The 12724-nt window shown below is 59.2% G+C and carries 8 protein-coding genes; 4 read left to right on the top strand and 4 right to left on the bottom strand.

The features are described 5' to 3' along the window. A partial coding sequence (locus R3F64_RS19120) for a transposase (protein ID WP_332613195.1) occupies nucleotides 1-272 on the top strand: 272 nt, incomplete at its 5' end. Nucleotides 273-312: 40 nt separating this feature from the next. On the opposite strand, the gene R3F64_RS19125 is transcribed toward R3F64_RS19120, so the two are convergent. Both R3F64_RS19125 and R3F64_RS19130 read right to left on the bottom strand, forming a co-directional pair. Further along, entirely contained in the window at nucleotides 313-2880 is a 2568-nt protein-coding gene (locus R3F64_RS19125) for an ABC transporter permease (protein WP_332613197.1), read from the bottom strand. Then, nucleotides 2877-3707, bottom strand: coding sequence for an ABC transporter ATP-binding protein (locus R3F64_RS19130; RefSeq protein WP_332613199.1), 831 nt, complete (start codon nucleotides 3705-3707; stop codon nucleotides 2877-2879). The genes R3F64_RS19125 and R3F64_RS19130 overlap by 4 nt, the downstream gene beginning before the upstream one ends. Between R3F64_RS19130 and R3F64_RS19135 the strand changes: the two genes are divergently transcribed. The 3 genes from R3F64_RS19135 (at nucleotide 3706) to R3F64_RS19145 (ending at nucleotide 7196) form a co-directional block, all read left to right on the top strand. After that, a complete protein-coding gene (locus R3F64_RS19135) occupies nucleotides 3706-4410 on the top strand; it encodes an arylesterase (protein WP_199284921.1) in 705 nt (234 codons plus the stop codon). The two genes, R3F64_RS19130 and R3F64_RS19135, sit on opposite strands and share 2 nt — an antisense overlap. 201 nt (nucleotides 4411-4611) lie before the next feature. Further along, complete coding sequence (locus R3F64_RS19140) at nucleotides 4612-5283, top strand: transglutaminase-like cysteine peptidase (protein WP_199285415.1); 672 nt, start codon at nucleotides 4612-4614, stop codon at nucleotides 5281-5283. Between the two features lie 11 nt (nucleotides 5284-5294). Further along, on the top strand, nucleotides 5295-7196 hold the full coding sequence (locus tag R3F64_RS19145) for an EAL domain-containing protein (protein ID WP_332613200.1): 1902 nt from the start codon (nucleotides 5295-5297) through the stop codon (nucleotides 7194-7196). A gap of 68 nt (nucleotides 7197-7264) precedes the next feature. Here R3F64_RS19145 and R3F64_RS19150 read toward each other — a convergent pair whose 3' ends face one another. Together R3F64_RS19150 and R3F64_RS19155 are read right to left on the bottom strand one after the other, a co-directional pair. Further along, nucleotides 7265-7591 carry a tryptophan synthase subunit beta like protein gene (locus R3F64_RS19150; RefSeq protein ID WP_332613202.1) on the bottom strand — a complete coding sequence of 109 codons (327 nt, stop codon included), beginning with the start codon at nucleotides 7589-7591 and terminating at the stop codon, nucleotides 7265-7267. 109 nt (nucleotides 7592-7700) lie between these two features. Further along, nucleotides 7701-12724: Ig-like domain-containing protein (locus R3F64_RS19155; protein ID WP_332613203.1), on the bottom strand; the 5024-nt coding region annotated here is incomplete at its 5' end.

A 12724-nucleotide genomic window follows, 5' to 3' on the forward strand; every position in this document is an offset into this window, starting at 1 on the left:
TGGGCCTCGTGCCGATACTGAAAGAATCAGGTACCTCGGTGAAGTTGCGAACCCATCTTTCCAAGGCAGGGGCGCCCAGTATCCGCCGGAAACTTTATATGGCCGCCATCGTATCGACCCGCTGTAATCCTGACGTCAGCGAGCAATTTGCACGACTCAAAGCTCGTGGCAAGCCAACGTTGTCGGCGCTGGGGGCGGCTATGCGCAAATTGGTACACATCGCTTTTGGCGTGTTGAAGTCACAAAGTGAATATCGGCCGCAAGGAGCATGAAGCCCCTTGCAGTTGGTATAGAGAGACGGTATCTACGGGGCTAGGCCTCCCCTAACAACCCTAAACTTGCCGCGGGGGCTTGTTTACGCAGGCTGCGGGAGAGGCAGTGGCCGATCACGCCGATGAGCAGCGCGCCGCCGATGGGTAGCGCAAGCCATAACTCGGGGTGCGGCCGGGGTGGCAAGTCCAGCAGGTAGAGATACAGCACGGCGGTGGCCAGTTCGGCCAGGGCCGCGCCGAGCAGCCCGCTGGCAAACCCGAGCAGGGCGAACTCGGCGCCCTGCACCCGTGAGATCATCGTCTCCCCTGCCCCGAAGACGCGCAGCAGGCCGCTTTCGTGGGCGCGCACCGGTCGGCTGGCGGTTAGCGCGGCGTAGAGCACACTCACCCCGGCGAGCAGCACGAGGATCAGCACCAGTTCCACCGCGCGGGTGACCTGGGTGAGCACATCGCGCACCTGCCCCAGAATGGCCTCGACGTTAAGCAGCGAGACGCCGGGGAAGTCCCTCACCAGTTGATTGATCAGGCTTTGCTCTTCTTCCGGCAAGTAAAACGCCGTGATATAGCTGTGGCCGAAGGATTCCAGCACATCCGGCGGGAAGATCACGAAGAAGTTGGGCCGGAAGGTGTCCCAGTTGAGGCTGCGCAGGCTGGTGATCTCGGTGGTGATTTCATCGCTGCCCACGGCGAAGGTGAGCCGGTCGCCAAGCGTCAGCCCGAGGCGTTCGGCCAGGCCGTCTTCCACGGAAATGGGCACCGGCGCGGCTTGGGCGGTGGCGTCTACCTCACTCATCCAGCCTTGCTGCTCGTCAGCGCCCTCTTCACTTGCAAACCATTCCCCGGCGACGATCTCGTTGCCTTCCGGCACTTCGGCCTGCCAGGTGAGGTTGAGCTCCCGGCGCAGGGAGTTGTCGCCGCGGGCGTCAGGGCGCACGGCTTCACGCGGGTCCTGGTCGTTGATCGAGATTACCCGGCCACGCACCATGGGGTAGAGTTCGCTTTGCGCTTCGGCCCGCGGGCTGATCGCGTCCTCGAAGTCGTCGCGCTCTGTGGGCTGAATGTTGATTGCGAAGTAGTTGGGCGTGTCGTCGGGCAGTTGGTTCTGCCAGGTATTGAGCAGGTCGCCACGTACCAGGACAATCATCGCCATGGCGAAGAAGGTCACCGAGAACGCCATCAGCTGGCCGAGCCCGGCCTGCCGACGCCGCGCTAACTGACGGCCCCCCAGACGCAGCGCCTGGGTCCAGGGGCCTTTGCCAGAAAGCGCCTGCACGCCGCGCAATACGCCATTCAGCAGCAGCATGCTGATGCCCCACAGCACGCCGAGCAGGGCCGCGCCGCCGACCAGCAGGGCCATTGCCAGCGGCAGACTGCCGGAATACAGCCATAGCAAACCGCCAAACACCAGGCTGGCCACGCTGACCACCAGCCATGCGGCGGGTGGCAGCGGGTCCAGCTCGCGGCGCAGCACCTTGAGGGCGCTGACGCGCTTGATGCGCAGTAGCGTGGGCCCGGCAAAGCCGATCAGTACCGCAAAAGCCGTTAGCACTCCCAGACCGAGGGGCATGATACCGGGGGGCGGTAGCGTCATGGGCAGGAAGCTGGCCAGCAGCCATAGCAACAGCGCCTGTCCGGCCAGTCCCAACACGGCACCCAGCAGCGAGGCGACCAGGGCCAGGCCCAGCAGTTGAATGGAGAAGATGACGACCAACTGGTGCTGACTGGCCCCGAAACAGCGCAGCAGTGCGGCGGTGTCCAGATGACGTTCCACATAACGGCGGGTGGACATGGCCACCGCCACGCCTGCCAACAGCACGGCGGCAAGCCCGGCCAGGCCCAGGTAGCTCTCGGCACGTTCCAGGGCATTGCCTAACTGTGGCTGGTCGACGCGCACGTCGCTGACTTCAACGCCATCCCGGCGCAGCTCGTCGAGCAGCCCTTGCACGGCATCCAGCGCCTGGGGTGGCCCGGCGGCGAGGATTTCAAACTCGACCCGGGAACCTTCCTGGACCAGCCCGGTGGCCTCCAGGTCGGCGGTGTTGAGCATCAGCCGGGGGTTGAAGCTGCCGAAGCCGCCGGACTGGTCGGCCTCACGCTCGATAATCCCGCTGATGGTCAGTTCTGTCTGCCCGACCTGAACGCTGTCGCCAATCTCGATGTCGATCAGTTGGGCGAGGCGTGGATCAGCCCAGGCTTCACCTGCTGACGGACCAGAGGCCACTTGCTCGGTGCCATTGCCCAGATCCACCCGCGAGCTGCCGTAATGTGGGTAGATATCGTCCACGGCTTTCAGACTGGCGGGCTGGAAGCGGTCGTCGCGGCTGATCATCGAGACGAGGTCGACCTGGTCGCTCAGGGTAAAGCCGGCATCTTCCAGTTGGGCGCGCAGCTCTTCGCTGAACGGGTCACGCTGTTCCAGCACCACATCGCCGCCCAGCATCTGGCTGGCCTGGCGCTCCAAGCCGCGGTCCAGGCGGTCGAGGAAAAACGCGATCATGGTGGAGGCGGCCACGGCGAGCATGAGTGCCACAAACAGCGCGCGCACATCGGCGGCACGCAGGTCGCGCTTCAGGCTACGCAGGGCCAGCCGAGCGTTGAGGTTGCTCATGTCTTGGCCTCATGGTTTTTGGAGGCATCGTTTTCAGAGACATCGTTTTTAGAGGCATCGCTTTTAGAGGCATGGCTTTCGAGCGTGTCGCTGGCAAGGGTGTGGGGATCGAAGGCGTCAAGGTGGCCGTCGATCAGCCGCAGGCAGCGATCGCAACGGCGAGCCAGGGCGTGGTCGTGGGTGACCAGGATCAGGGTGGTGCCCGCCTGGTGGTTGAGTTCGAAGAGCAGGTCGATGATTTGCGCGCCGGTGTCCGGGTCCAGGTTGCCGGTGGGTTCGTCGGCGAAGACCAGTTCCGGGTCGCTGACAAACGCCCGGGCGATGGCCACGCGCTGCTGCTCGCCGCCGGAAAGCTGTTTGGGCAGATGGCCCTGACGCTCACCCAGCCCGACGCGGGTCAGCCACTGGGCGGCGGTGTCGGTTTCTCCGGCACGGGGCGAGAGTTCCAGCGGCAGCAGCACGTTTTCCAGCGCGCTTAGCGTGGGCAGCAGCTGAAAATTCTGGAACACAAAGCCGACGCGGCCTGCGCGCAGCGAGGCACGGCCGTCTTCATCCAGGCGGCTGAGCGGATGGCCGAACAGGTGGAGCTCGCCGTCTGTCGGGGTATCCAGCCCAGCCAGCAGGCCCAGCAAGGTAGATTTGCCCGCCCCGCTCTTGCCCAGAATGGCCACGCTTTCTCCAGCTGCCACGCTCAACGAAAGGTCGTGTAAGATGGTCAGCGTGCGTTCGCCACTGGTGACACTTTTGGTCAAACGTTCGGCATGAAGCACGCGTTGGCTATCCGCCTTGGCGGTCGGCTCAGGGGAATCAGCAGAGGAGTAAGACATGAAGCGTGGCATCCTTGTAGCTTGGCAAAAAGCAGCATGGCGAGAACATTACCGCATACTAACCCTGTGGCTGGGGGTTCTGATAGCCACCCTGGTCGCCGGGCCAGTCAACGCTGAGTCGGTCGACTCGGACGCAGGCTCCGCCCCCACCCTGTTGGTCATGGGCGATAGCCTGAGCGCGGCGTATAACATTGAGCGCGATGAAAGCTGGGTGGCCTTGCTTGAAGAGCGGCTGCCGGAAGCGGCAACCGTCGTCAACGCAAGTATCAGCGGTGAAACCACTTCAGGTGGTGTTCAGCGTTTCGATGACCTATTAGGACAGCACGAGCCGGATATTGTTCTGCTGGAGCTGGGCGGCAACGATGGGTTGCGCGGCCTTCCGCCGCAGCAGATGCAGGCCAACCTGGCGACGATGATCGAGGCCAGCCAGGCCGCAGATGCCGAGGTCCTGCTGCTGGGCATCGATATTCCGCCCAACTACGGCGCTGCCTACCGGGAGGCGTTTACCACCGTTTATCATGACCTCGCCGACACCTACGGCGTTACGCTGGTGCCGTTTTTGCTGGAAGGCATAGCCACCGACGATGCCTTGATGCAGGACGACGGCATTCACCCCACCGCCGAGGCCCAGCCAATTATTCTGGAAACCGTGTGGGATAAGCTGGAAGGTATCATGGCGCCGAGGGTGAGTGCTGGTAGATGACTTGATCGCCCGACGAAGTCGGGTTCCTACAATGGCTGGGTGCATGCCTTGTTTTTTTTTCGTGGCGCGATTAAGTTGCAACGTCTTTTGTCGATATAAATTGTGAAGCTTTAACACGGCACTATGAGGATACCCCCATTAGCTTGAACATCTTCAAAACAGGTTTCTATCTCGCGCCGCCATGGATGGTCAGGTAACGTGATGGTATCGCGGCGGCAAGTGCTCTCGGGGCTGGGCGCGGGGTTGCTGTGCCTGATGATTGGCGCGCCGTCCACGGCTTCGGCGTTCAACCCGGCGCGGATCCGCCAGAAGATGCAGCAGGCGCATGGGGCTGCGGGCGTGACGCTGATCGATGAGTGGCTGGCCATGATCCAGCGGCTGCGCGGCGCAAGGCTTGGCGACCAGATGCGCGAGGTGAATGACTTCTTCAACCGCAAGGTGCGCTGGCGGGATGACATTTCCATCTGGGGCCAGGAAGATTACTGGGCGACGCCGCTGGAAATGCTGGGCAAGCGCGAAGGTGACTGCGAGGATTATTCGATTGCCAAGTACATCACGCTCAAGGAACTGGGTGTGCCGGGCAACAAGCTGCGCATGATTTATGTTCGGGCACGGATTGGCCGTTCCCAGCAAAGCCAGGCGCACATGGTGCTTGGGTACTATCAAACACCGGCGTCCGAGCCGTTGGTACTGGATAACATCATCCCTTCCATTCGACCGGCCTCGGAACGCGACGACCTGACCCCTGTATTCAGTTTCAACAGCAGCGGCTTGTGGGCCGGGGGGTCGCAGGAGTCACGGGCTGACCCACTCGCGCGGCTTTCACGCTGGCAAAGCGTGGTTAACCGCATGCGCGATCAAGGATTTATATAAGAGGATAGGATATGTCTCTCATCAAGCAGCTTTGGCTGACGGTCATCCTGATACTGCTGTTGGCGTTCGTGGGCAGTCTGGCAGTGAGCGTGACCTCCACGCAGGATTATGTTGAGCAGGAAGTGCAAATCAAGAATGCCGACAATGCCAACGCGCTGGCACTTTCCATGACCCAGATGGAAAAAGACGACGTCAGCATCGAGCTGCTGCTATCCGCGCAGTTTGACACCGGGCATTACCGTTTGATTGAACTGCGCTCGCCGCAGGGTGACATCATGCAGCGCCGCGAAGCCGAGCCGTTGGACGACGGTGTGCCCAGTTGGTTTGTTGACCTGGTGCGCCTGGATGTTTCCCCTGGCCAGGCAGTGGTTCAGGACGGCTGGAGCCAGTACGGCACCCTGACCCTGGCGAGCCAGCACGACTACGCCTACCGTTCGCTGTGGCAAAGCACCCTGAAAATGACTGCCTGGTTTGCTCTGGTCGGTGCTATCAGCCTGTTGCTGGCCTGGTGGATTGTGCGCACTATCCGTCGGCCGCTGCTGGAAGTGGTCAGCCAGGCACGCAGCATCAGTGCGCGCCGCTTTACCACTTCTTCAGAGCCGCGCACGCTAGAGCTGCGCGAAGTGGTACAGGCGATGAACACGCTCTCCGGGGCGGTGCATACCATGCTGAGCGAAGAAACCGGCAAGCTCGACCAGTTGCGCCGCCGCTTGCAGGAGGATGCCACAACGGGTGCCTCCAACCGCACGACGCTGCTGGAGCATTTGCAGCGCAACCTGGAAAGTGACTCACAGCGTGCCAGCGGCGTGTTGATTATGGTGCGCGTGGACGACCTGCCCGAGGTCAACGAGCGCCTGGGCCGTCAGGCCACCGATGCGGCATTGCGGGCGCTGGTGAGCCATCTGGCGCAGTTGGCCAATGAACTGGGCGGCGGTGAAGTCGGCCGCTTGAACGGCAGTGACTTCCTGGTGGTGGTCCATGGCTCCCAGGATATCGAGCACGTCAGTGAAAGCCTCAAGCATCAGCTGACGCTGCTACGCGATACTGTGGGCGCGCCGCTCCGGCTACCCGCCGCGCTGAGTGAGTACACTCACGGCGATACGCCTTCTCAACGGCTTGCAGCGCTTGACGGCGCCCTCGCCGATGCCGAGGGCCGTGGTGACATGGCGCTGGTGGTGGCTTCTGGCGAGGCGCGCTTGCCGCTGTATACGACCCATGAAGCATGGCGGTCAGCGTTGATCCAGTCGATGGACGCTGGCGTTGCGCTGGCTCGCTTCCCGGTGGTCAATGCCCATCAGGAAGTGGTGCATTACGAGGCGCCCTCGCGCCTTGAGTTAGCAGGCGAGTGGCGGAGTGCGGGCTTGTTCATGCCCTGGGTGGCCCGTCTGCAGCTGGAAGACAAGCTGGACCTGGCCGTTGCCGAGCGTGCCCTGGCCATTATCGAGACCGACAAGCTACCGCTGGGTATCAACCTTTCCGGCCGCGCGGTGAGCGACATGGCGTTTATCAAGGCGCTACGCCAACGGCTTGAACACGCCCCCGAGGCGGCCCGCAAGCTGTGGATCGAGCTACCCGAAAGTACCGCACTGCATGACCTGGCAAGCTTCCGGTTATTGTGCCGCGAGTTGCAGCACACCGGTGTGCGAATTGGTCTGGAACACGTGGGTAGCGAATTTACCCGCCTGGCCGACCTTCACGACCTGGGGCTTGCGTTCCTCAAGTTCGATGCCAGCCTGGTCAGCGGCGTCGACCAGGCGTTTGACCAGCAGACCATTCTGCGCGGCATGGCCACCCTGGCCCACTCGCTGGGCATTCTGGCCATCGCCGAAGGCGTTAAACGTCCCGAAGAAGCCGAGACCCTGTTTGACCTGGGGCTTGATGCGGTTACCGGGCCTGGTGTGAAAGCGCCGTAAGCTCGAAGATGACAGCTTGAATTGAAATCAGCGGCATGGAAGCCGCTGATTAATGTCGTGAGCGACGGTTAGATCACGTCGCTGTCATCGTCGCTGATCAGCCCTACGTCGTTGACGCGTTTGCGCAGCGACTGCCTGTCCAGAAGTTTTTCCTGGGCTTTTTCCGGCAGGTCCGTGAAGCGGATGATCCCCCGATCCATCAACAGGGTGATCACGTCTTCCAGTACCCGCACAAACTCCATATCCGACTGCCTGAGCAGCGCAGCCTCATGGGTTTCGGCGTTGATAAAACGCTGTAGCTCCGCCGATTCCGGCGAGACGTACTCCTTGCATTTATCGCTTACGCTGCGGCTGACCTCGCTGATCTCGCCCTGGCTGTCGCGGTTGACGTACATGTGGTGGCGCTCCCAGTGGCAGCAAGCTGCCGTCATCGTTGAATATGATTAGCCTAACAAAAGGCCCCGCTTGGCGGTACCAAGCGGGGCCACTTAGGGTAGTTCGGGCTTACTCGATATCGAGCTTGCCGTCCTGGATCAAGTGCGTGAAATCTTCACCCGAGGTGACGCCCAAATCCGCAGCTGAGACGTCTTTCAGGGTTACGTTCTTGCTGCCACCTTCACCACTCTTCTGAGTGATCTCGATATTCACGTTGCTGCCTTCATCGCTGGCCTTCACGAAGTAGTCATCAAGCGTGCCGGTATCGCCATCATCCAGTAGATCAGAAAGATCCAGCACATCATTGGCTACATCAAAACGCTCGATAGTGACGTCGTCTGAGCTGTCGTTCAGCACGAACTGTTCAGCGCTGTCGTCATCGCCGACAAGGATGCTGCCGACCGAAGAGCCACTGGTTAGTTCTACATTGTCGATGTAGAGATGCTCGTCCGATGAGGAGCTATTGTTGTCAATCGTCAGGTTGATATTACCGTACTCATCGGCAATCGATTCAAACTTGATTTTGTCGTTAAAACCACCCCTGTGTTGGATTTTTTGCTCGCCGTTAGCTTCGACCGTAAATTCATCTCCCCAGCGGCCATTATTATCATCCCAGCTACTAGAGCCGCCGGTTGATGTCCTCGCATCAAAACTGATCTCTACTGTATCGCCTGGATTAAAGCCAGAGTATGTTTTGGTGACTGTTTCATCAGACCAAATTTCCATCCGGTCATCATTTACGTAAGCAGAGTCATAATCAAGCCCGTAACTATTCCAACCTTCATTGTCTGAGTTGAAGTCGTCCGTTTCAGTCTTGGTGTTATCACCCGCGCTGGTGATGTCAAAGTCGAAAGCGACCTCATCGCCATCAGCATCTTCGGCCATGACCTGAAGGGTGGTAGTACCCAGGGCTGCGCCGCTCAGTGTGTACTCACCGGTGTTTAGGTTGGCGTTAAGTGTGCCACCCAGCACATTGTTAATTGTGATGTCACCGTTCACGTCAGGCGTGTAAGACATATCGCCAACCTTCAGTGACTTGAGTCCACCGTTTGCGCCTTGGCCATCCGAGCTGAAGTCCACGTTATCGAGCAGGTTGCCTTCCAGGCTTCCATCAGAGGTAATCGCCTGTTCGTTGCTGGCAGTCGGCTGGGTATCAACGTTGATGTCGAAGATGACGTCAAAGTTGGCCGTATCGCCATCAGCATCCGAGACGGTAACCGTAAACTGCTTCTGGGTATCCGCGTTAAACTCACGTGCAGTGGCGCTATAGCTATAGGTACCTGCTGCAAAATCTACCGCCAGTTGACCATCGCCTTGTAGCGCGATGGTGGCACCGTCAGCAAAGTCTGCCGCGGTGTAGGTAGTGCCATCAACCGTAATCGAATCGAAGTTGATCGCACCGTCACCGCCGGTCACGTTGTCGTTCAAATCGCCATCAAGCGTGAGGCGAACCGGATCAATCGCTGCTTCTAGGCCGCTTTCGTTCTCAACCACCAGCGTCTCGGAGACGTTGTTGCCCGCTTCGGCCAGTTGATCCAGGTAGTCGGTATTGGTGATTCCACCACCTAGCGCAACGACGTTTAGCGAATTGATGTGGTTGGAGACGAAGTCGTTCCAATCATCCTGGTAGATACCATCAAATAAGCCTGGCTCTCCACCAACGCTGTCATAGTTTTCGGTGGTCGGTTCGCCGTCCGAGATAAAGTACGCGATCGTCTGGTCCGCAGCAGGCGCACTATCGGCTCCGCTGACGGTTTTCGCTACTGCGTCTTCGTAGTTGGTGTTGCCACCAGCCTGAAGTTGCTCAATCACCGAGATCGCATCTTCTGCGCTCATCCAGTCATAGCTGTCCGCCGTAGCGTCAAAGGTCGTCAGCTTGACACTAACGCCCCCCATGCCTTCGTAGCTGTTAATCATGTTGACTAACGCATCTTTGGCTAGCTCGAAGCGCGTGGTGGTGCCTTCTCCATTCGCCTGTTGGATCTCATCGTTCATGCTGCCGGAGGTGTCCAGCGTCAGATATATATTGCTGCTGACCGGATCAGCCGTCGCGGCAGCAAAGTCCATGCTGCGTGTTTCACCCGATGCGGTGGGTACCGAATCCGCATTCACCGCCAGTGAGTAGCTTTCCTGCGACCAGGCAAAGCCATCCGACACGCTGAAGTCAAAGGCGGTATCTTGTGCCGCATCGTTGGTTTGGGTGTAGACCAGATCGCCATTGGCAATCGCATCTGCGCTGATGACGTCGCCCGCTTCTACGGCATCGCCATTAAGCGTCAACACGCCGGCGTTTGCATCAGGAAGCGAGTCAATACGTACCGACTGAAGTTGATCGCCGCTATCCGGGTCGCTGAATTCGCCGAAGTCAGCCGTGGTAAGCACGAGGCCTTCACCGGCGTTGGCATTCACCTCGTCATTGGTAGATTCAGGTGCGCTGTTGGCCATGGCCGCCAGCGCGAAGCTTGCCTCTACGCTGTCACCATCGGCATCAGTGGCGCGATAATCAACGCTGAGCGAGCCGTCCTCGAGTGCCTGATACTGGAAGAACTCCCACTGTCCCGTGGCTGGCGTCAGCTGCAGCTGGAACACCAGCTCGCCGTCGCCGTCACGCGCCACGATGGCGTTGTCAGTGGTGTCGATATCGGTAACCGGGGTGCCGTCTTTCAGGGCAACCTCGCTTGCCAATCCGGTCAACGCCAGGCTACCGGGGCCATCGGCGCCGTAATTGACGTCAAGCGAGCTTTTCGCGTAGCCGATCGGCGCACCTGTGGAGCCGGTGAATTCAATCGACTTGACAGTAAAGTCGCTGTTGTCGTTTTGGTTCGGGCCATTTTCATTGTCATCAGCTTTCAGCACGATGGTATCGAAGCCGCCGTCTTCTACCTGGAAATTGTCTGCATAGTTGCCGCTATTGGCATCTGAGCTAAACGACTGGGTAGAAATCAATTCGCCGTCACGGTAGAACTCGGCAACCCCGGTTTCCAGCTCGCCGCCGAACATCTTGGAAAATTCGATCTTGGCGCCAAAAGCAACCTGACCATTTTGCAAGGCGATGGTCAGGGTTTCCGAGGCTTCGTCATCGGCGGTCTTGCGGAAGTCGATCTCATTTTCAAGGTTGTGGTAAGGCGACGCATCGCTGTCGACGCCAAGGCCATCGCCCGATTGGTTAACCTCCGCTTCGACCAGGTCAAGATCATTGGCGCTTTCAAAGCCCTGGCCTGTTACTACGACGTTTCCATCGGCAAAGGTAAATTGCGACTGACTACCGTTGTTGCCGGTAAAGTCGACGTTGCCCACGTAGATGTTGGGAATACCTTCATTGGTAACGGTGACTGTATCGGCTTCTTCTACGGTCGGGGTGTCATCATTGAAATCGATCGTCAGCTTGCCGGTCTGGGTATCGCCATCGTCATTTTGCGCCGAGTAGTCAAGCACTACGCTGGCATCGTTTTCGGTGTTGTCACCCTCTTCACCATCGAGGGTAGTGTGGAGCACGTTTTCCAGTAGCGTGACGGTATAGTTGCCTGCGTCATCAAGCTCCACGGTAAACAGGTCTTCCCCTACACGGCCTTCTTCCGGACTTTCAGAGATGGTGGCGGTTAAGACATCATCCGCCCACTCGTAACTTACCTGCTCCTGACCCACCGTAGCGATTTCGCCGTCCATGCCAGCAAAGTCGAGTGACTCAGCGCCTGCTACACCGATCTTGCCGGTGAAGGTGCTTTCATTGTCGCCTTGACCTTCGCGGTCCTCAGGACCACCGGCAATACCGTTCTCCAGGCCATCTTCGTCAACCAAGGCGGTTTGGCTATCGTCGAGGGTCAGCGGTATTTCGTAGCCCGCCAGGTTGCTGGTGGAATCCACGGTCAACGTTGCGCTGTCGGAGCCGCCTTCACCATCCGTGATGGTGTAGTCGAAGCTTTCCTGCAGCGTAATGTCGGTGAGGAAGTAATCGCCACCGTCAGTGTCCACATCGCTATTTTCGTAAGCGAGACCTTCAAAGGCGATGTAGCGGAAATCACCTGTTTCGTCAGCGGAGATGTTTACACGCCCGACATTATCACTACCGTTTTGATAAACGACATCATCAGGACCAAAGGTACCGCTGCCGACCAAGTCACCCGCTTCGTTGTAGGTGTACCAAGCGCCGCTTTCCCCGCCACTTTCGTTATTGAACAGGTTGCTAACGCCGAAGGAGAAGCCTGCACCTTCGATGCTGTCACCCATATCGGCGACCATGACTTCGCCGTTATCGTTGATCTGCTCGGGCACATCGCGGCCATCGTTGCTGCCTGCAACGCCAACCCCTTTATTGGCGGTTACCTGCACTCGCTGAAGTGCATCAGTGTCCAGCGCGAAGCTGTCCAACAGGTTGCTCTGAAGGTTATTGTCTCCTTCAACAAAACCATAGAGGACTGGCTGAGGCTGGTTGGAGACGTAATCGTAGCTGCCGTCGCTGTTGAGCGTCAGCGTGCCGAACTGGCCTTGAATGGCGGCACCAACGTTCGCAGCATTACCTTCGACTTCGCTCACGGTTAGCGTATCGTCTTCGTCAGGATCAGTGTCGTTCGACAACACACCGTCGTTTTCACCCACATTGAGGGTTTCATCGAAGGCAACTTCGTTGGTGTCGTCCTGGGCGTCCGGGGCCACGTTGTACTCTCGGATAGCGTCGGCACTGAAGGTGTTGCCCGCTTCGTCAGCACCGGTCACTTCGGCGCTGACGGTGTCATTGGCGGCCAGCACCTCACCGTCCACGTCGATGCTGTAGGTGAGGTCTTCACCCACGGTGCCTTCGTAACTTTGGTCACCAATGGTCAGCGTAACGGTGTCGCCTTCGGCGGCATCGCCGGTGACGCTACCGGTGATCGCAATGGTCTGACCCGCTTCGGTTTCATTGACGGTGTTGTCGTCAGTCACCGGGTCAATGCTGATCGTGGCACTGGCTTCGGTATCGACGCTGTAGTCGCGGGTGTTATCAGCACTAAATTCGTTACCGGCTTCATCGGTGCCAGCGACGTTGGCGCCGATGGTGTCATTGGCGGCCAGCACCTCACCGTCCACGTCGATGCTGTAGGTGAGGTCTTCACCCA

This window comes from Halomonas sp. 5021 (genome assembly GCF_036663435.1).
Lineage (GTDB): Bacteria > Pseudomonadota > Gammaproteobacteria > Pseudomonadales > Halomonadaceae > Vreelandella > Vreelandella janggokensis.